Genomic DNA, 16,985 nt, shown 5'->3' with positions numbered 1-16,985 from the left:
TCAGAAAAACAAGGTAATTAAATTTTTACCTTGCAAGACATCTCGTACAGTTGCCACTTCATGCATATCGGCACAGATGACTTGATGGACTCTCTTCTTTGCTTCTTCAGCAATTAAGGCATTTGATTCCAGAGCAAACACTTCATAGCCAAGTTGAGCTAAGGCAGCACCCAAGAGGCCTCTACCTGCGCCTATATCTAAAATAGCTGCTGAGCTTTTGGCCGCTGGTATTTGCTTTACAATACCTTCATTAATTTCTTCCAGATAAGGGTAATCTTTATTCTTGTGAAAATCCAAAATGAAATTTACATCTGACATAAAGCAGATCCGGTTAGTTTAGTTAAAGCATCTTTTAAATAGAGTACTTTGGTTTGATGACAATCCACTTTATCACCATTTAATGTTGCGGCGAGCTTAATTGCTCTGTCGACTGCCATATCGACGTTAATATACTCAAAATAACTAAAACGACCCAATAAATATATCCCAAGGGAAGCAAACCAAGACCTCACTTTCGCAACATTTTCTTCATAGCCGACGTCGTAAACAACATAAGAATGCTCTATACGGTCAATTTTTTCAAAAACAATTTCGTCGTCAGGAGGCAACAGTTTCCGTTTTTGCAGGCCTAGTTTAGTGTGCATTAAAATATCTGTATCTGATCTAGTCCAGGTTGTGGAATTTTTGGCGCAAGTGATTTCAGCTTGTAAACTCCAATGTCCCTCTGGTCCATTCGCTGCAGAAAATGTACAAGGATAACTGATTCGATTAACCAGGAATTCCACTTCTGGAAAATAAACCGCGGTATATTGGTGGTTATCTACACCACGTACACCAAAAGAAACAACAAACATAGGGTTAACAATTAATTTTTCGACAGCTAATCTAATGTCATCCGGTATCGTTATATCTAACTTGGTAACGAGGTCATGAACAGGCATTGTACTGATAATTTGTTCGTACTCTTTCATATTGCCATGTAGATCAAATAATCTGATTTTGCCGTTAACGAATTGGACTCTATCAACGGTAAATTGATAGTTAATGAGACTCGCTTTCTTCCAAGCTTCACTAATTGCTTGATAGCCACCGGTTTGTGGATAGAAATAATAGAGTTGATGCAAATAGCCTTCAGTTGTATACCCCAGAGATGATTTGAGAATGTCTTCAGGAGGAGGATTAGGAATGCGATCGGCCATGGACATTGACAGTTGTTCTACCGGGATATTCCATACTTTTTCATTGTAGGGAAATAAATAATGTGAACAAATCCCTTCGCCAAAGGTCTTTAAAAACCATTCTTTCATATTGGTTGGGTTTGCGTATTTTTCTTTATACGGATTAAAAATAAAATGACGGATACAGTCATAATTGTCTTCCAGCGATAGCGCTTTTAAGTCATTCTCAAAAGGGTATTTGAGCAATCGGTCTTTATAGGAGATTTTATTGTTACGCCGACATCGGGCAACATTCTCTCCTAAGGTGGCAACAATAAAATCTAAAATATCTTTATCGCGAGAAAATAAAATGTGTGGGCCATAATCAAACGTAAAGCCGTTGGTGAAGAACGATGAAGCATGCCCGCCAACGTGATTTTTACTTTCCAGGATCTCGGGTGTATCCTTTAGAAAAAGGCTGACAGCTAGACCCGATGGCCCCGCGCCAATCACCGCAAGGCGAGACGATGCATTGTTTTTTGCTTATTTATCATCTGTTAATGGCCTGTCCAAAAATCTATACTCCCATGAGATGGGAGTTTCATTGATATCATTATATCTATTTGTCTGCAAATATTTATCAAGGTGTTAGTTACTAAATTGACTTAAATAAGAGGGAGGACGCTGTACATGAGTTTACCAGTGGCTATTTTAGCCGGCGGGCTAGCGACTCGTTTACTTCCTGTTACTGAAAAAATTCCTAAATCATTGGTAAAAGTAGCAGGCGAATTTTTTATTAATCATCAACTCCGTTATTTACACCAGCAGGGGATAAGAGACGTGGTCCTTTGTGTAGGTCATTTAGGTGGGCAAATTGAGGCGATTGTGGGTGATGGTTCTGCCTACGATTTACAAGTGCGTTATTCTTGGGATGGCCCTCATCTTCTCGGCACGGGTGGTGCATTAAGACAAGCCTTAACGCTTTTAGGGGATGCTTTTTTATTCTTTATGGTGATTCCTATCTTCCTGTTGATTTCAGAGCTGTAGAGCGATGTTTTCATGAAAGCGGCAAGCCTGCCTTAATGACAGTATTTAAAAATAAAAATCAGGGGGATAAGAGTAATGTCTTATTTCATGACAATAAAATTATTGAATATAACAAACAGAAACCTTCGCCTAACATGAAATATATCGATTATGGATTAAGTATTTTATCTGCATCTCTTTTAGAGCGTTTACCTATAGGGGAATCATTTGATTTGGCTGAATTTTTCCACGATTTATCTCTTCAGGGAGAATTATATGGTTATGAAGTGTTTGAGCGTTTTTATGAAATAGGCTCTCCGGCTGGATTAAAAGAGACAATTAATAAATTGCAGGGACAGCAGTCAACGGAATAACGCGATTACTGACGTCCTCGGGCTATGTCAGAATTGCTCTTATTCGCTAAATAGGTATTTGCCATTCAGATTAAGAATTTGCTTTTAGGGAGAGGCGCTATTTAGCCCTCTTGATCTGCTTCGTTGAAAACGCCTTAGGCCAACGTATTAAGGGGCGTTTCGGTCCCCATTTTTTCGGTTGTTTACTATTATCTGGAATAGTCAAAAGGTTATTACTTACTTGGGAACGGATTTAACAAATTAATGGTTGTAATTTCGGAAGTAGTTGTCGTGTTGGTGGTTAGAACACAAGAAGGATCAGTAAATGCTCGATGAATGAGATCCCATAACTGAGGTTCTTTGGCTGTAACATCAGTCAATTGCCGAACAAATTCATCGGCGTCTACAGGCCAACCATTTGCTTCTAAACAAGTACGATTGGAATTTAAAAGCGCTTGCAAAGAAATTTTATCATAGGCATAAAAAAGCCTTTTCTTTCATGAATATAAGTTGTAATTCCTTTTTGCGTAAAAGCGTTTTTTAATTCTTCAATATTGTAGCCGCCCTCAGCAATTTCAGTGATAGTAAGGTAACCAAGCGTTTTCCTAATACCTACCAAATTAAGATCGCTGACAATGCTATCTGAAAAAATTCATTGATTTCTTTAGCAATATAGCGCTGATCGCGATGACGTTTGGGGACAATAAGGTGTAAAAGATTTATCTGCTCGCTATCAAATAGTTGTACCAAACTGACGTGATTAGTTAGTAAGGCTTTCCTGTTAAAAAGTACTCGCAGATCGTCACTATCTTTAACAGTACATTCCGATCCAAATGTTTCCTTATAATAGTCTACTATTTTTGATTTTAAATCGAGAACAGTGGATTTTTCATCAAGAGATAATTCAAACGTGCTCTCATCAATGCTCTTTATAAGAAATTTCACTTTATCACCTAACTAAAAAATAAGTTCGCTATTCTAGCTGGCTTAAATTAAGTAAAGATTAAGATAGTATTAATAAAAAACTGTTGGTTTTTTTGAGCTACCATTTCTAACAAGAGAAAATAACTAATCTGAGGCAAGATTTTTTCAGAGAAATCGGAGATTTGATGATGCAACGTATTTTTATATTTTTGTTATCATTGGGGCTGGCGAGTAATTTATTTGCGTCAACTATAAGCGGTTGGCAATTATCGCCAGAAGGTTTTGGACCTATCCAAATTGGTATGACCTTAAAACAAGCTGAGAAGGTTAGTGGTATGAAATTTACTTCCACTAAACCTGATCTCGATCAAGCTGAAGATGAAAGTTGTTTTTATGTCAGTCTCAAAGGAATTAAGGATTTATCCTTTATGATTTCGGGGGATAAAATTGTACGTATTAATATAACGTCTTCTTCCTTTTCCACCTCAAAAGGAGCAAAATCGGCGATACGGAAGCGCAGGTACAGGCCTTATATGCTGGGAAGCTAGAGATGGAACCCCATCACTATGATCAAAACGGTCATTATCTGACCCTTATTGAGAAATCGAAGGACCGTGCTATTCGCTTTGAAACTGATGGTAAAGTGATTACGCAAATTTATAGTGGCAGAAATCAGGAAGCGCATTATGTCGAGGATTGTTTGTAGTTGAATCCTTAATTTTCAGCAGATGTTGTCTGAGTAGGGAAATGCCGATTTTTTATTACTCTCCCGATGGAAGATATCCACAAGATTACTTGTCATGCCAACAAGTGGCGGAATCTCAACTCGCTTTAAAACAGCAAGCAAACGAGGTTTAGGTGTATTTAAACCAGAAAAACTTGAAGATTTGGTGGCCCAATATTATCGTAGAATAGCGCCAGGCGCAGTAAATCATAGAGCGATGGAGCGGTTATCATCCAATCATTGCGGCCTGCGCTGGGCAGTGTAATTTTAGGTCTTTTAAAGGTAAGGTTGCAAGAGTAAGCTGATTATTACGGATGCTCAAAGAATAAACGATGTGAGGTAGAAAGTCGTTGTTTATTGTAATGCTAATTTTGAATTTAAGAGTTATCACTGGATTGCTACTACTATTAAAATTGAGAAAGCGTTAAGCGATGCGGGGATTGGGCAGTCAACGGATATTTCTCCTGCATCAAATCGTAAAATTGGTAAATACGCGGGTTTATACCCATGGTGCCTGGACTCTTAAGCGTATGGATGTACCTTGCGAAGAGGGTATCAAAGAAACAGCCTTGGATGATGAAGAGTTATTCGCAGATTACCCGTATGATGATATTCATGCTGTCCGATGCAAAAAATAACGGCTGTTTTAAATAGTAATCAATGATTGGGTAACGCGTTTAGCGAGAAAGAAGATTAAAATAGCTATCTTCTTGAAAGCAAGAACTTAAAGGATGACCATGCTCAAAAAATTATGGCGGGGAGAGTACCCATTATGGTTAACGTTTTGGGTATTTGCTGTTAGTGGTACGATCTTACTTCAGGGTCTTTTTTATCTTATTGAGTATTTTTATAGTTCTGCTTCGGTATGGGAAATTTTTTCCATTTACGTAATGACAGCGGTTGAGCTGCTGTATGCCCTGTTTTTATGGATTGTAGTAGGACGAAGTTCAAAAAACTATAAAGGATCACGCCTGTGGCCAATTATGGCAAAAATTGTTATTGCATTGAGTATTTTTAAATCATTAACTGATAGTTATCTTATCTACGAATATGAAGCGATAAAAGAAGACTTTCGCGAGCAACTGATCAAAAAATACAGGCTAAAAACAAAGAATTACCCATAAAGTGGGGGGAGAAATTAGAGTGGTACAAAGTAGCTGTTGAAGGAAATAACATGGTTTTCTATTATCGATTCGTTAATTTAAATCCAATACAACAAGTCACTCTGCAAATTAGTCCAGCGCTTGTGCAGAAGAGATTGAATGAGATATTTAGTGGGGAAGCAGTTTGTAAAAGCAAAGATGCCACCTTATTTTTAAACATAATATGGGACTTATCTACCGTGTGGATAGAAAAGGACAGCAACCTTATCTTGTTTATGTAACTGCAGATCAATGTAAAGGAAAAACAGATTGAGCTGTGATTGGGATTAAAAGATTCAGATAAGCAACATTAGCCGGGACAGTAAAGTTCCCGGCTAATGTTGCTTGTGTAGAACACGAGTTACTTACCAATAAGAATAAAAATGGCAGCGACCAGAGCGACAATTGCAACTACTATACTTGGAATGGCGATACCTGGCGCTAAAGTAGTAAGAGCAACTAAGATTAAATAGACCGCTAGAAAAATAAAACCAATATTTTTGATAAATGTCATAACTATTCCTTTAAATAACTCATTAAGAGGGTCCAACGCAATGCAGTTCCACAAGGAACTTAGCTAGTATGACTGATCCCTATTTCTGGGTCTAGGGCTAAAAAGACAAAGAACCGTAGCTCGATAGGATACTACTTTTAACCGCTTGCAATTAGCTGACCGCCTGATAAACCACCATCAATCACTAGCTCACTAGCTGTCATAAAGCGTGATTCGTCGGAAGCAAGGTAGGCGATGGCATAAGCAATATCTTCTGGTTGTCCTATATGGCCAATGGGTTGAATTGTATTGTGCTGGGCAATAAATTCCTCATAACCTATTGCGGATTTACGTGCTACCTCCTCCAGCAGCGGCGTCCAAATGTAGCCGGGATGGATGGAGTTAACACGAATTTTGTCTTTCGCATAAAGCATGGCATCTGTTTTAGTCATTAAGCGAACTGCTGCTTTTGCAGCATGGTTAGCCGGGTAATCTGGTGTACCAATTAAACCATGTAAAGAAGACATGTTGATAATACTGCCACCACCTGCTTCTCTCAGGTGAGGAATACTATATTTGGTGCAGAAGAGAACACTTTTTACATTAATGTTCATTACTTTATCCCACTCCGCTTCGGTGAGTTCATGAGTGGGTTTATTAACGCCAATAATACCTACATTATTGACCAGTACATTGATTCGACCCCAGGTTTCAATAATCTGAGAAAAGGTGGTTTGCACTTCTTTCTCAAGAACCGCATTCATTGGCCAAAATTTAGCTTGTCCGCCCTGAGACTTGATTTCGGCAACAATTTTTTCTCCTTTTTCTATATTGATATCGAGTAAGGCAACTAGTGCTCCCTCTTTGGTAAGTAAACGGCAAGCTGCTTCACCAATACCCGAAGCACCTCCTGTAACCAGGATGACTTTATTGCTTAATCTGTTCATCAACCTTTATCCTTAAATCAAATTGGCTCAAGTCTAGCGTACCAATGAGGTTGAAACCATCCCGTAGATATCCAGGATGGCAAAAATATAGGCACCACTATCATGATGAAGAATGAATGTAAGATTAAGCTCAGATTGCTAATGCAAATTGATATTCAGTCCATTGTAGAGAAATTCAGCAGACATCATTGGGTAAAACCTGCTTCAACGTTTATCACTTATTTAGCTGAACAAAATAGAGGAGAACGTATTATTTGGCTTGCTTTTTTCCAAGATGATTTTGCCGGTTATGTCACTCTAAAATGGCTATCGTCCTACCAATCATTTCGAGATCAAAGTATACCGGAAATTATGGATCTGAATGTATTGCCACCTTATCGTAATAAGGGAATTGGCTCTTGTTTACTTGATCGAGCCGAACAAGAAATTGCTAAAAAAGTACTCGATGTGGATTGGGAGTCGGGCTTTATGACGATTATGGAGCGGCGCAAAGACTCTATATAAAAAGAGGATATCTACCTGATGGTTTGGGAGTCACTTATCACTATAATTATGTTGTACCTGGTGGTAGTTATGCTGTGGATGATGATTTAGTCCTTTGGCTAACCAAAAAATTAGTTTAGTATAAATTTAAATATTGAATTTCAACAGATTAGCAGTCGGGATCAGCACGAGACTCTAAGGCTTAACCTGTAGTGAATCGATGCTAAGGAATACTATGAATACAATACAATGGCTTTCGCATCTTATTGGCTTTAACACCATTTCCAGTAATTCTAATCTGCAATTAATTGAGGCAATTGAAGCCTGGTTTAAGCTATATGATATTCCTTACCATGTTGTCTACGATGATAAGAAATTCAAGGCCAATTTATTGGCAACCATCCCGGCAAAAAATGGAGACACGCGGGGAGGTATTCTATTTTCTGGTCATACGGATGTTGTTCCGGTTGCTGGACAACCCTGGGACACGGATCCTTTTGTAGCAACAGAAAAAGAAGGCAAAATTTATGGTCGGGGGACCTGCGATATGAAAGGGTATATCGCTGTTTTGCTTGCTCTTGTGCCCGAATTTAAAAAATTAGATCTTTTAAAACCCATTCATTTAGCGTTTACCTACGATGAAGAAGTTGGCTGTATAGGTGCTGGAGGGTTAGTTCAATATTTGCAGAAAATAGGTCTGCAGCCAGAAGCTTGCATGATTGGTGAACCATCTAATATGCGGCCAATAATCGGGGAAAAATCAAGGCAAGTTTATCACTGTCAGGTGAAAGGTTTAGCAGCGCATTCATCGCTTGCGTCGCGCGGCTGTAATGCCGTTGAATACGCAAGCCGTTTGATTGCTTATATCAGCAATATTGCTAACTATCTAAGACAAAATGGCCCCTTTGATGAGGATTTTGATATTCCTTTTACAACTATTTCTACTAATATTATCAGTGGTGGAATCGCTGCGAATGTTACTCCAGGTAATTGCGAGTTTATTTTTGATGTGCGCTATATCCCACAATTTCTACGTGAAAATTTTCGCAGTCAAGTTGAAAGTTATATTCGTGATGAATTATTACCTGAAATGAAAAAACGCATTCGGATGCAGCGATTTATTTCGATCAAATATCCGACTCGGCTGGTTTTAACGCAGTGGAAGATGCTCCCATTACGCGATTAGTGCGTATGGTTACCGGTGTAAAAGAGCGATTGAAAGTTTCTTATTCAACGGAGGCGGGAATTTTTCAAGAAGCACACATCCCTACTATCGTTTGTGGGCCTGGTGATATTGAGCAGGCGCATCGACCTAATGAGTTTGTCAGTATTGAACAACTCAAAATTTGTGAAAAAGTGCTGAGTAATATTGTCAATTTATTCTGCCTGAATTTGGATTCGGAGGGGACATAGCTGGCTAATTATCGATTTTTAATACGGTAAAAACGGCATTCCATATCTAAGTAATAATCGTCCTTATAATACTCCATACCACATTTTTTCATCACTCGAAGAGAACTTTTATTATTTTTATCAGCATAAGCAATGATATAGTCTGCGCTAATATAGATTTTTGCCCAATCAAGCAATGCTTCTAACACTTCTGTAGCGTAACCTTTATTCCAATATTTTTTATGAAAAAGATAGCCAACCTTGGTTTCTCCTGTCTCAATATGATCAAAATAAGCCTCCCCAACGAAATCGTTGGTTTGAAGTTTGAAAATAACAAAGCAGGGTAGCCCTTTGGTCTTACAATTGACAAGACAGTCATTAATATAGGCTTTGATTTCATCATTAGATAGTGTGCCTTCAGGGAAAAATTCTTTTACAACCGGATCTTTATCCAGGCTTTTTAAATGCTCCAAATCTTCGTTTCTCATAAAACGCAAGCCCAAACGTTTTGTTTCGATTAAATAGTTTTGCATCTTATTTCCATATAGTTGTTGATTTCCCTACTATTTAGGATGGTTGAAAAATAAGATATTTGCTAGTTGCAATAGTGGGCAACCAGCATAGCAGAGAAGAGTGGCTTATACTTTTTTTACAAACTGTGATTTCAATTGCATAGGGCCAATGCCATCAATTTTGCAATCGATGTCGTGATCACCCTCAATTAATCTTATATTTTTAACTTTAGTACCAACCTTTACAACCAAGGAAGAGCCTTTAACTTTTAAATCCTTGATGACAGTAACCGTATCACCATCATGCAGTATATTCCCGTTAGCATCTTTAATAACGGCTTCTTGATTAGTCTCTTTTTCTGAGGCATCTTTTGACCATTCATGAGTGCATTCTGGACAAATAAAAAGCAGGCCATCTTCATAAGTGTACTCGGAATTACATTCTGGGCATCTCGGCAGGTTATTCATGGGAAATCCTATTGTTCATTGGCTTTTTAAACATAATTACTGCTATTTTTTTGCAGCAACCATTTTTTTCCTTCGACTAAACGTGCGATCATCATACTACTTACGCTATTACCTGTCACATTCAGCATCGTCGCTAACGGATCGATAATAATGCTAATAGCAGCTATGACTATCAGTACTGAAGGTGGAAATCCATAAATCGTCAAGATTAATAATTCACCAAGCATACCACCGCTTGGAATGGCTCCCATCACAGTACCAACCAATAGGGAAACACCTAGTACAGTGAGTAGCACGGTGACTCCGGAAAAATCCAGATGAAAAATGCCAAACAAAAAGCAATTTTAAAAACACCACCCATAACAGAGCCATCTTTATGAATGATGGTACCAAGGGGAATGGCTGTTTCATAAATTTCTGGGGAAACATTCATTTTGTGGCAATTAAATTAGCAGGAATACTGGCAGCGCTGCTACAAGTTGCGATGGCTGTAGTCGCAGGAAGCCATACGTTCTTCCAAAATATTTTTATTCCACCGGTTTTACCGGCGAGGTAGGCGTAAAAAGTATAAGCAGCGATGAAATAAATCAGTGACGCGACATAATAGATTACTGAAATACGAACATAGCTTTCCATTAATTTAGGACCTAGTTCGCTAACTAAAACGGCGAAATAAGCAAAAAACCAAGGGGTGCGTAATACATAATGAGCGAAAAAACACGCATGAAAATTTCTTCACCTGATTGCAAAAAGATGGTGAATAACTTGCCTTTTTCACCTGTAGTGGCAGCAGCCAGCCCCACTAAAACTGAAAAGACAATTAAGGCAAGCATATTTTCGTGAGAGAGGAGTTTTGAAAAATCTGGAACGGTGAAGATAGCGGCAATTTGATTGGAAAAATTCGCCGTAACCACCTTCCCAGGGTTTGCCAACTGTAAGTAAACATCTTGTGCAGGCGGAAAAAGCTTCACGATAAACATTGTATATATAGTTGCTATCAAGCCAGTAAAAAGAAAAACAATAGCCATATAGAAAATAATTTTTGCCTAGTTTTCCCAAAGAGCCTGTTCGTGCAAGGGCAGAGGACACACTGAAAAAATGAGTGGTACGATTGCTGTAAAAATTAAATTGAGAAAAATATCGCCAAAAGGTTTTAAATAACGAGTACTGGAGCCAAATAAATAGCCGGTTAAGCCCCCCAGCAAAATAGAAGAAATTAAAATAACGGGAAAAGTATATGAGTTACGTGTTTTATATTGAGTGACCACAACTAAAAATGTCCTATTACTTCTTTAGCCAATAAGCTTAAATAACAGAATTCATAAAAAAGTCACTTTAGACTATATTTGCGGTAATGCTCTTATTGAAGGATAAATGAAATCTCTTAATGTTTTCTTAAGAATCTCTTAATGTTTTCTTAAGATTTCCTTAATGTATATAAACTATACTTATAAAAGCTTTTTCTTAAGGATGTAAACTCATGCCAGTCAGTCGTATTGAATCAAGCGCCAGTAAGCAGCTTAGAACTAATTATGCCCGTTCTCTAAAGCAAATAAAAAAGATTACCATAATTTAATGTCAAGACTTCCACAAATTGATCAATCTCTATCTGGATCGGAAGCTTTTGCGCGTGAATTTGGTGAAAAAATTGTTAATAAATTGATTGCACTGGACGTTGATGCCCAAAAACTAGGTAAAGATAGTCATAAATTGCCGCCGTTCATCAAGAAAAAGGATCTTTGGGAGTTGTCCAGCGTTATAAAACCTTTTCTTAGTAAATTTTGTGAAAGTGAGGCCTGGTTGCGCCGATTGACTGGTGCGGATAGCAAACGAGGCCAGGATGAAAGCCGTAAAAGATTTCTTGTAAGATTAGAATGGTTTAAAGAAAAATTAAAGGAAGTGATAGCAAAAGACAGTAATGAAATCGAACAATATCTTCCCTCTTTAGAAAAATTTGCATTAGGAACGCTTCGAGCTTTTAACGAGTATACGAAGCCATTTCGTATCGCAAAAAAATCACCCGCTCATTGCATGAGTTTTGTGAACAAGAACATAAAAAATTCTTTACAGAAAGAACAGGCCATTGTCTTGACTGAAGTTTTAGGGCAACTGGATAGAATATCCGAGAATCTGATTACCCAAGAAGAATTAAGATTTAAAAAGACCAAAGAATACAGAGAAGCAGGCTCCCCGTTTGCTCAAAGAGGATTACTTAATAAGCATATGAACCTCTTCAGAGAAGCCCTTTCTGTAGAAGAGAATCTGCAGTATCTTGAACGTGTCTTAAAGAGTCAACAACCCCCTCTTAAAAGAACGTTGACTAAAGACGAGAAAGCAACACTGACGAAAGAAGAAAAGGAGCAAATAGTACAAGAGGAAAAGAAAAAATAGCACAATGGAAGGCGGATAAAAAAGCCTTTGCTCCTTTGTTTAAGCGTGATACTAAAGCCGAAAAACAGGGGAAATCTATTGATATTATTAAACAGTTGACGGACCTTCATGCAGCGCTGGTTACGACTGAGGCGGCAAGAATTATGTATCAAGAGGCTGTAGAGGATGCTACTAAACCAGAGAAGCGTAAACGACGATTAGAATCAACTCAAACGTCTACTCAGATCGAAACCGTCTCAAAGGAAACAACAGAAGTCCATAAAAAGAGAAAAACGGAGGAGGGTAAATATGCCAGAAAAATGCGCCTTTTCCAAGAAGCAGAGCAACAGCTTGAGCAAACAGAGCAAACTGTTGATATGGATCTTGAAATCGTAGATGCATACGAGACTCCTCATATTCCAAGTAAATAAGAGCTGAAAAATTTCTCGTGTCTTGTATGGGCCAAAGTATTGTAAGTTTCAAGCAGTACTTTGGCCTTGTTATTTAATACTTTCCTGTGTTTATTATTAGTTTGGTGTGTCCCAACTCTTTACGCAATTTCTGCCAGCAGCCTTTGCGGCGTTCATAGCGTGCTTACTATGATCTATACATTGCTCAATGGGTAGATGAGGATCAAGCAAGGCCAAACCAATGGAAACTGTAACACGGATGGATTCCTGTTGACCTGCATCGATAGTTATGGTGGCAAGACCTTTTTGTAAACGTTCAACCACTTTTTGCCCGGGGGCTAGTTCAGTGCAAGGAATACATAATAAGAACTCTTCACCGCCATAGCGAAATACTCTGTCATAAGGCCTAAGATTATCAATTAGATAATGTGCAATAGCTGCTAATACCTTATCACCTATGTAGCGTCCGTGTTGTTCATTAATCTCACTAAAATGGTCCAGATCAACCATAGCAATGCAACAATTTTGACCCTGACGTTTTGCTAATTCCTGCTGTTCTCGTAAGATGGGTAAGATACCCAACTGTGAGATAGCCCCAGTCAAAGCATCGCGATTATATAATAAGGACTCTAACTCTCCTTTTAATGTAGTAATTTCCAGCTGTAAATGTTCCAACGCACTGTTAAAAAGATCATAGTTTATAGGGCTGATATTTCCTGTTGCTGCTTCTTGTACTATCTGTAAAGCCAAAAGATGTATTTTTTGTGTGCTTTATCAATAGTTAGAAATCCAGGATAGTCGTTGATCTCTTTAGGAGCTGATGCGCATAGCCATTGGCCAAAGATGCATTTATTGTGTCCATCAGTTTGTAGATTATTATTATCAGCGGGCAAACGGCAAACAAGGGCGCGAATGAGTGTGTTATGCCATTGCAAATGTTCACAAATGGCTTGTTCAAGCTGGAGGATGATCTGTTGAAGCTCATAGCGTGGAATCATGTTGGCTGATAACATCCTACATCCTTATAGTTATCTAAAAACCACAGTCATTCTAAGTATATTAGGCTGCTATTACAAAAACAACCTGCCAGATTTCTAGCAGGCTATCAGATTTTAAGCGAGTTTGGCAGCTTGTTCTCTTTCCCAATGTTTTAAAGGTGATAAAGAAGGATTTGCCATGGCATCTACGGGTAGATAAAAAGTTTGCTCCAGCAAAAATTGACCGCCTAAAGCAGCATGGGAGACCTGATCAGTAAAGACTATCCAGGTGCTATTGGCAGGAAAATCAAATCGCTGTTTAGTGACGGTCTGTTGATATTCATCACTAAGCTTCATCGTGTCATGTAAATTGAGCTGATAGTGATCATAGGCTGAACGCAGCGTTTTAGTTGCTTTCACCCAATGTAAAAATTTAGCGCGGATAGGGCTATAGTTTGGAATCTCTGCGGCAAAGCGGTTAAGAACTTTGGCAAAAGGCTCACCCAGATGCCAGATTCTTGGTACTCCATGCGGATTAATATTACAAAAGACGCGCAATATACGTTGACCGTCGACTGGGCTAGCTGGAAAAGAATCAACGTGCAGACGAGTATCATCTTTACGTTTTGAGCTGACTCTTCCTTTTATCTCAGCAGGACGATAACTGGTCCTTCCCCATAGCAGAGCCTGTTGATAGTGAGGAAATACGGTATCTACCAATTGCTTCGCAAATTCAGCATAGCGTTGCATAAACGCTGTGAGCGTGGTGGCTAGAACAGTCTCATCATGTTGCTGACGATAACCGCCTAAGCGATGTCTGCGATAATCAAAACTGACATTTTTATGTTTACCATCCAAGATAGTTTCTGTAAGTAATTGCTCTGTTTCCACTGTCTGAAGAGAAAAAGCATAGTGAGGTAAGTAAATGACTTTACCAGTCTCTAAAGCTTGCAAAGCGAGCTCTTTATTATTGACAGTAATGGATTCTAAATCATTTATATTCAGGGTATGCAACTGATCGTTCATATTGCCTCAGACTTTATTAATTAAAACGTACTGATTCTAGCAAATTATTATCTTTATTTGCTGAAATTGATGAATTATCTTATTTTGCAGCCTATTATTGAAAGGGTATATGGATATTGTGTTATTTATCTTGACGAAGCTTTTAACGATAAATAATATCAATCGTTATGATTTAACTAATTGATTTTAAATTATCTTCTTTTTCAGCTATGTTTAATACATAAGAAATAACAAGGAGTTTAATATGAGCGATGTCGTTAAAAAACTATCAATTATCATGGCAGATACCTATGCACTGTATTTGAAAACTCAAAATTACCATTGGCATGTCACAGGCCCACAATTTAAAGCGTTGCATGAATTATTTGAGATGCAATATTTGCAATTAGCTGAAGCAGCTGATCAAGTCGCTGAACGTATTCGTATTATGGGGCATAAAGCGCCAGCAACGTTTAAGGAATTTGAGCAATTAAAAAGAATAAAGGATGGTGATTCTAGTCTTGATGCTAATCAGATGGTGACCGAACTGGCTAATGATCATGATACCTTGGTAAAAGATCTGAACCAGGCAATGACCTTAGCGCAGGAAAATAATGATGAAGGTACTGCTAATTTACTTTCTAATCATATTGAAGAGCATGAGAAAGCACGCTGGATGCTAAATGCATCACGTGCCAAATAGTTTGGAATGCAGTGTGCTAAAGAAAGCAACAGGACAGAGAGCCAGTTGTTTTCTTTATTGCTCATTGCATGATAAACCAAAAATATCTTCCTTAGTTTGAAAATATCAGCCACAATCCTTGCTCATTCGAATTCGAATGTAATATCTGAGTACTTAACTCAGGTAGTACAGAAATAGCAGGATGAATAGGTGATACAATTTCTTTTTGCCGCTAGTCTATTTTTAAGTGCAACCTTATTATTTATTATCCAGCCTATGGTGGCAAAGGCAATGTTGCCTCTCTATGGTGGTACACCGGCTGTTTGGACAGTCTGTATGTTGTTCTTCCAAGCGCTATTATTGTTAGCTTACGGCTATGCCTGGTTGCTTAGTCGTTTTGCTAATTGGCGGTTTGGAAGATCACTGCACTTTGTAGTCGCTTTACTAAGTCTGATTTTTTATTACAGCCCTTTGTTCCTTCGGAGAGTGGTACAGTACCTGAGTTTTCTATTTTAAAAGATTTAATCAGTCAGCTAGGATTACCTTTAGTCGTCATTGGTGCTTCCGCACCGTTGCTACAATTTGCTTATAGTCAAACACGGTATAAATATGCCAATGATCCTTATTTTTATATGTAGCCTCCAATATAGGTAGCTTATTAGCCTTAATGAGTTACCCTTGGCTGATTGAATATACGCTCGGCTTAGGACAGCAATTTCGTTACTGGCAATTTGTTTTTGTTATCTACTTGTTATTGTTAGGGTTTATACTTTTTGCACTCCCTTATCAGCACTCAAAATCAACGCAAGAGCACAGTCAGCTCACCTGGCAATCTGTTTTTCGTTGGGTAAGTTATAGTTTTATTCCCTGTAGTTTAATGTTGGGTGTGACTTTTTATATATCGACTGATATTGCGGCAACCCCCTTGCTGTGGGTATTTCCTTTAGCACTTTATTTATTGTCTTTCGTCATAACTTTTGCCAGAAAGCCACTTATTTCTCATACCTGGGTAGGTCGCTCCACCTTGCTATTTGTTATTTTCCCTGTGCTTGTATTTATCTTTGGGGCTAGTGTATTACAAGCCTGGCAGTTAATTATTTTTCATTTAGCCAGTTTTTTTATGTTTGCTTTATTGTGTCATGGTGAGTTAATAAGGATGCGGCCATCGGCCAGTCAATTAACGAGTTTTTATTTTTGCCTTGCTTTGGGGGGCGTGTTAGCCGGTTTATTTAATGGCTTGTTAGCACCAAGAATTTTTAATGATGCTTATGAGTATCCTTTGGTTTTCTTGCTAGCACTCTTTTGTTTGCCTTTACCTAAATCTACCCGTTTAGGTTGGATGCCTTTCATTGTTCTTGCCGTATTAGTGCTGAATTATTGTTTGCCGGGGCAACAGTGGGTTTTGTGGCTTAAGAAGTATCACCTGGCTGAGATTTTAGCCTTAAGTTGTATCATTGTTTGGCCAAAAAATAGAGTCACTTTGTTTGCCGGCATGAGTATTTTATTTGTTTTTCTGTTTTCTCCTTGGTTTAAACAAACACAAATTTTAAGTCAACAACGTAATTTTTACGGTGTGAAACAAGTCGTTTCCAAGTTTGGAGCCCATGTCTTAATGAGTCAGAATACGGTGCATGGTTTTCAACTGGAAGGAGCACAAGGGGCTGGGAATGGGGCTATGGCTTATTACGGTCCCATGTTACCCATAGTGCGGCGTTTACAAGAAACCTATCAGCCTTTGCGCGCTACTATATTAGGCTTGGGAACTGGAATGATGGCTTGTCAGTTTCACAAAGGGGATCAAGTCGAAATTATTGACATTGATGAGCAAGTACTTGATATAGCAAAAAATAGTCATTTTTTACTTATTTACGAGATTGTCCTCCGCAGGTCTCTCTCATTAAAGGAGATGGCCGGTTAATA

Annotated in this window: 28 protein-coding genes and 1 pseudogene; 15 read left to right on the top strand and 14 right to left on the bottom strand. The window is 38.4% G+C overall.

Annotated elements, in window-relative coordinates:
• Together BN58_RS15055 and BN58_RS15050 are read right to left on the bottom strand one after the other, a co-directional pair.
• On the bottom strand, positions 1-318 hold the full coding sequence (locus BN58_RS15055; RefSeq protein WP_019217525.1) for a methyltransferase: 318 nt from the start codon (positions 316-318) through the stop codon (positions 1-3).
• Complete coding sequence (locus BN58_RS15050) at positions 306-1,670, bottom strand: protoporphyrinogen/coproporphyrinogen oxidase (protein WP_019217524.1); 1,365 nt, start codon at positions 1,668-1,670, stop codon at positions 306-308. Before BN58_RS15050 ends, BN58_RS15055 begins: the two co-directional genes overlap by 13 nt.
• A 177-nt stretch (positions 1,671-1,847) precedes the next feature.
• On the opposite strand from BN58_RS15050, the gene BN58_RS31900 reads away from it, so the two are divergent.
• Both BN58_RS31900 and BN58_RS31895 read left to right on the top strand, forming a co-directional pair.
• Positions 1,848-2,204, top strand: coding sequence for a sugar phosphate nucleotidyltransferase (locus BN58_RS31900; RefSeq protein WP_198009917.1), 357 nt, complete (start codon positions 1,848-1,850; stop codon positions 2,202-2,204).
• A gap of 35 nt (positions 2,205-2,239) precedes the next feature.
• The gene (locus tag BN58_RS31895) at positions 2,240-2,557 is read left to right on the top strand and encodes a glycosyltransferase family protein (protein ID WP_198009916.1); all 318 of its coding nucleotides are present in this window, start codon (positions 2,240-2,242) and stop codon (positions 2,555-2,557) included.
• Positions 2,558-2,769: 212 nt separating this feature from the next.
• Here the strand turns inward: BN58_RS31895 and BN58_RS15040 are convergent, their stop codons facing one another.
• Both BN58_RS15040 and BN58_RS15030 read right to left on the bottom strand, forming a co-directional pair.
• Positions 2,770-2,997: a hypothetical protein gene (locus BN58_RS15040; protein WP_019217523.1), complete on the bottom strand. Its 228-nt coding sequence runs from the start codon at positions 2,995-2,997 to the stop codon at positions 2,770-2,772.
• Positions 2,998-3,148: 151 nt separating this feature from the next.
• A complete protein-coding gene (locus BN58_RS15030; protein WP_019217521.1) occupies positions 3,149-3,481 on the bottom strand; it encodes a hypothetical protein in 333 nt (110 codons plus the stop codon).
• A 164-nt stretch (positions 3,482-3,645) separates the two neighbouring features.
• Here BN58_RS15030 and BN58_RS15025 point away from each other — a divergent pair, with 164 nt between their 5' ends.
• The 5 genes from BN58_RS15025 (at position 3,646) to BN58_RS15005 (ending at position 5,308) form a co-directional block, all read left to right on the top strand.
• Complete coding sequence (locus BN58_RS15025; protein WP_019217520.1) at positions 3,646-4,008, top strand: hypothetical protein; 363 nt, start codon at positions 3,646-3,648, stop codon at positions 4,006-4,008.
• A 2-nt stretch (positions 4,009-4,010) separates the two neighbouring features.
• Entirely contained in the window at positions 4,011-4,166 is a 156-nt protein-coding gene (locus BN58_RS31100) for a hypothetical protein (protein WP_019217519.1), read from the top strand.
• Between the two features lie 94 nt (positions 4,167-4,260).
• Positions 4,261-4,449, top strand: coding sequence for a hypothetical protein (locus tag BN58_RS15015; protein WP_019217518.1), 189 nt, complete (start codon positions 4,261-4,263; stop codon positions 4,447-4,449).
• A 166-nt stretch (positions 4,450-4,615) separates the two neighbouring features.
• On the top strand, positions 4,616-4,822 hold the full coding sequence (locus BN58_RS15010) for a hypothetical protein (RefSeq protein WP_019217517.1): 207 nt from the start codon (positions 4,616-4,618) through the stop codon (positions 4,820-4,822).
• Positions 4,823-4,921: 99 nt separating this feature from the next.
• Positions 4,922-5,308: a hypothetical protein gene (locus BN58_RS15005; RefSeq protein WP_019217516.1), complete on the top strand. Its 387-nt coding sequence runs from the start codon at positions 4,922-4,924 to the stop codon at positions 5,306-5,308.
• 379 nt (positions 5,309-5,687) lie between these two features.
• Here the strand turns inward: BN58_RS15005 and BN58_RS31890 are convergent, their stop codons facing one another.
• Positions 5,688-5,840: a hypothetical protein gene (locus BN58_RS31890; RefSeq protein WP_019217514.1), complete on the bottom strand. Its 153-nt coding sequence runs from the start codon at positions 5,838-5,840 to the stop codon at positions 5,688-5,690.
• A gap of 137 nt (positions 5,841-5,977) precedes the next feature.
• Positions 5,978-6,766, bottom strand: a complete 789-nt coding sequence (locus BN58_RS14990) for an SDR family NAD(P)-dependent oxidoreductase (RefSeq protein WP_019217513.1) — start codon at positions 6,764-6,766, stop codon at positions 5,978-5,980.
• Between the two features lie 141 nt (positions 6,767-6,907).
• On the opposite strand from BN58_RS14990, the gene BN58_RS26005 reads away from it, so the two are divergent.
• From BN58_RS26005 to BN58_RS34780, 3 genes are all read left to right on the top strand, one after another.
• Entirely contained in the window at positions 6,908-7,270 is a 363-nt protein-coding gene (locus BN58_RS26005; RefSeq protein WP_232220679.1) for a GNAT family N-acetyltransferase, read from the top strand.
• A gap of 214 nt (positions 7,271-7,484) precedes the next feature.
• Positions 7,485-8,435 (top strand): M20/M25/M40 family metallo-hydrolase, encoded by a 951-nt coding sequence (locus tag BN58_RS26000; RefSeq protein WP_232220678.1) that lies wholly within the window; start codon positions 7,485-7,487, stop codon positions 8,433-8,435.
• Entirely contained in the window at positions 8,408-8,662 is a 255-nt protein-coding gene (locus BN58_RS34780) for a M20/M25/M40 family metallo-hydrolase (protein ID WP_232220677.1), read from the top strand. The genes BN58_RS26000 and BN58_RS34780 overlap by 28 nt, the downstream gene beginning before the upstream one ends.
• An 8-nt stretch (positions 8,663-8,670) precedes the next feature.
• On the opposite strand, the gene BN58_RS14975 is transcribed toward BN58_RS34780, so the two are convergent.
• The 5 genes and pseudogenes from BN58_RS14975 to BN58_RS37160 all read right to left on the bottom strand — a co-directional run bounded on the left by BN58_RS14975 (position 8,671) and on the right by BN58_RS37160 (position 10,889).
• The gene (locus BN58_RS14975) at positions 8,671-9,174 is read right to left on the bottom strand and encodes a GNAT family N-acetyltransferase (protein WP_019217511.1); all 504 of its coding nucleotides are present in this window, start codon (positions 9,172-9,174) and stop codon (positions 8,671-8,673) included.
• A 105-nt stretch (positions 9,175-9,279) separates the two neighbouring features.
• Entirely contained in the window at positions 9,280-9,621 is a 342-nt protein-coding gene (locus tag BN58_RS14970; protein ID WP_019217510.1) for a zinc ribbon domain-containing protein YjdM, read from the bottom strand.
• Between the two features lie 26 nt (positions 9,622-9,647).
• A complete protein-coding gene (locus tag BN58_RS36420; protein WP_156812554.1) occupies positions 9,648-9,956 on the bottom strand; it encodes a cation:dicarboxylate symporter family transporter in 309 nt (102 codons plus the stop codon).
• Between the two features lie 94 nt (positions 9,957-10,050).
• Positions 10,051-10,257: a cation:dicarboxylate symporter family transporter gene (locus BN58_RS37940; protein ID WP_026069523.1), complete on the bottom strand. Its 207-nt coding sequence runs from the start codon at positions 10,255-10,257 to the stop codon at positions 10,051-10,053.
• Between the two features lie 23 nt (positions 10,258-10,280).
• Positions 10,281-10,889: pseudogene (locus tag BN58_RS37160) on the bottom strand (dicarboxylate/amino acid:cation symporter).
• Between the two features lie 307 nt (positions 10,890-11,196).
• On the opposite strand from BN58_RS37160, the gene BN58_RS14940 reads away from it, so the two are divergent.
• Both BN58_RS14940 and BN58_RS14935 read left to right on the top strand, forming a co-directional pair.
• On the top strand, positions 11,197-12,012 hold the full coding sequence (locus BN58_RS14940; RefSeq protein WP_019217509.1) for a hypothetical protein: 816 nt from the start codon (positions 11,197-11,199) through the stop codon (positions 12,010-12,012).
• A 35-nt stretch (positions 12,013-12,047) separates the two neighbouring features.
• The gene (locus tag BN58_RS14935; RefSeq protein ID WP_019217508.1) at positions 12,048-12,422 is read left to right on the top strand and encodes a hypothetical protein; all 375 of its coding nucleotides are present in this window, start codon (positions 12,048-12,050) and stop codon (positions 12,420-12,422) included.
• A 96-nt stretch (positions 12,423-12,518) separates the two neighbouring features.
• Here the strand turns inward: BN58_RS14935 and BN58_RS14930 are convergent, their stop codons facing one another.
• The 3 genes from BN58_RS14930 to BN58_RS14920 all read right to left on the bottom strand — a co-directional run bounded on the left by BN58_RS14930 (position 12,519) and on the right by BN58_RS14920 (position 14,404).
• Complete coding sequence (locus tag BN58_RS14930) at positions 12,519-13,151, bottom strand: diguanylate cyclase (protein ID WP_019217507.1); 633 nt, start codon at positions 13,149-13,151, stop codon at positions 12,519-12,521.
• Entirely contained in the window at positions 13,136-13,414 is a 279-nt protein-coding gene (locus tag BN58_RS31880; protein WP_019217506.1) for a hypothetical protein, read from the bottom strand. Before BN58_RS31880 ends, BN58_RS14930 begins: the two co-directional genes overlap by 16 nt.
• A gap of 99 nt (positions 13,415-13,513) precedes the next feature.
• A complete protein-coding gene (locus tag BN58_RS14920; RefSeq protein WP_019217505.1) occupies positions 13,514-14,404 on the bottom strand; it encodes a Kdo hydroxylase family protein in 891 nt (296 codons plus the stop codon).
• Positions 14,405-14,648: 244 nt separating this feature from the next.
• Between BN58_RS14920 and BN58_RS14915 the strand changes: the two genes are divergently transcribed.
• The 3 genes from BN58_RS14915 (at position 14,649) to BN58_RS34765 (ending at position 16,983) form a co-directional block, all read left to right on the top strand.
• Positions 14,649-15,086 carry a Dps family protein gene (locus tag BN58_RS14915; protein ID WP_019217504.1) on the top strand — a complete coding sequence of 146 codons (438 nt, stop codon included), beginning with the start codon at positions 14,649-14,651 and terminating at the stop codon, positions 15,084-15,086.
• A gap of 383 nt (positions 15,087-15,469) precedes the next feature.
• Positions 15,470-15,703 (top strand): hypothetical protein, encoded by a 234-nt coding sequence (locus BN58_RS34770; protein WP_019217503.1) that lies wholly within the window; start codon positions 15,470-15,472, stop codon positions 15,701-15,703.
• 29 nt (positions 15,704-15,732) lie between these two features.
• Complete coding sequence (locus BN58_RS34765) at positions 15,733-16,983, top strand: hypothetical protein (RefSeq protein ID WP_232220676.1); 1,251 nt, start codon at positions 15,733-15,735, stop codon at positions 16,981-16,983.
• Positions 16,984-16,985: the final 2 nt, after the last annotated feature.

The organism is Legionella tunisiensis, from assembly GCF_000308315.1.
GTDB classification, from domain to species: Bacteria; Pseudomonadota; Gammaproteobacteria; order Legionellales; family Legionellaceae; genus Tatlockia; species Tatlockia tunisiensis.
The sequence above is the reverse complement of the archived record's forward strand: the minus strand, read 5'-3'. Positions and strand labels throughout refer to the sequence as shown.

Bases quoted from the DNA above. Each gene is read 5' to 3' on its own strand.
- BN58_RS15055 (WP_019217525.1), bottom strand. From the start codon at position 318: ATGTCAGATGTAAATTTCATTTTGGATTTTCACAAGAATAAAGATTAC.
- BN58_RS31900 (WP_198009917.1), top strand. From the start codon at position 1,848: ATGAGTTTACCAGTGGCTATTTTAGCCGGCGGGCTAGCGACTCGTTTA.
- BN58_RS31895 (WP_198009916.1), top strand. From the start codon at position 2,240: ATGACAGTATTTAAAAATAAAAATCAGGGGGATAAGAGTAATGTCTTA.
- BN58_RS15025 (WP_019217520.1), top strand. From the start codon at position 3,646: ATGATGCAACGTATTTTTATATTTTTGTTATCATTGGGGCTGGCGAGT.
- BN58_RS31100 (WP_019217519.1), top strand. From the start codon at position 4,011: ATGGAACCCCATCACTATGATCAAAACGGTCATTATCTGACCCTTATT.
- BN58_RS15015 (WP_019217518.1), top strand. From the start codon at position 4,261: ATGCCAACAAGTGGCGGAATCTCAACTCGCTTTAAAACAGCAAGCAAA.
- BN58_RS15010 (WP_019217517.1), top strand. From the start codon at position 4,616: ATGCGGGGATTGGGCAGTCAACGGATATTTCTCCTGCATCAAATCGTA.
- BN58_RS15005 (WP_019217516.1), top strand. From the start codon at position 4,922: ATGCTCAAAAAATTATGGCGGGGAGAGTACCCATTATGGTTAACGTTT.
- BN58_RS31890 (WP_019217514.1), bottom strand. From the start codon at position 5,840: ATGACATTTATCAAAAATATTGGTTTTATTTTTCTAGCGGTCTATTTA.
- BN58_RS14990 (WP_019217513.1), bottom strand. From the start codon at position 6,766: ATGAACAGATTAAGCAATAAAGTCATCCTGGTTACAGGAGGTGCTTCG.
- BN58_RS26005 (WP_232220679.1), top strand. From the start codon at position 6,908: ATGCAAATTGATATTCAGTCCATTGTAGAGAAATTCAGCAGACATCAT.
- BN58_RS26000 (WP_232220678.1), top strand. From the start codon at position 7,485: ATGAATACAATACAATGGCTTTCGCATCTTATTGGCTTTAACACCATT.
- BN58_RS14975 (WP_019217511.1), bottom strand. From the start codon at position 9,174: ATGCAAAACTATTTAATCGAAACAAAACGTTTGGGCTTGCGTTTTATG.
- BN58_RS14970 (WP_019217510.1), bottom strand. From the start codon at position 9,621: ATGAATAACCTGCCGAGATGCCCAGAATGTAATTCCGAGTACACTTAT.
- BN58_RS37940 (WP_026069523.1), bottom strand. From the start codon at position 10,257: ATGGAAAGCTATGTTCGTATTTCAGTAATCTATTATGTCGCGTCACTG.
- BN58_RS14940 (WP_019217509.1), top strand. From the start codon at position 11,197: ATGTCAAGACTTCCACAAATTGATCAATCTCTATCTGGATCGGAAGCT.
- BN58_RS31880 (WP_019217506.1), bottom strand. From the start codon at position 13,414: ATGTTATCAGCCAACATGATTCCACGCTATGAGCTTCAACAGATCATC.
- BN58_RS14920 (WP_019217505.1), bottom strand. From the start codon at position 14,404: ATGAACGATCAGTTGCATACCCTGAATATAAATGATTTAGAATCCATT.
- BN58_RS14915 (WP_019217504.1), top strand. From the start codon at position 14,649: ATGAGCGATGTCGTTAAAAAACTATCAATTATCATGGCAGATACCTAT.
- BN58_RS34765 (WP_232220676.1), top strand. From the start codon at position 15,733: ATGAGTTACCCTTGGCTGATTGAATATACGCTCGGCTTAGGACAGCAA.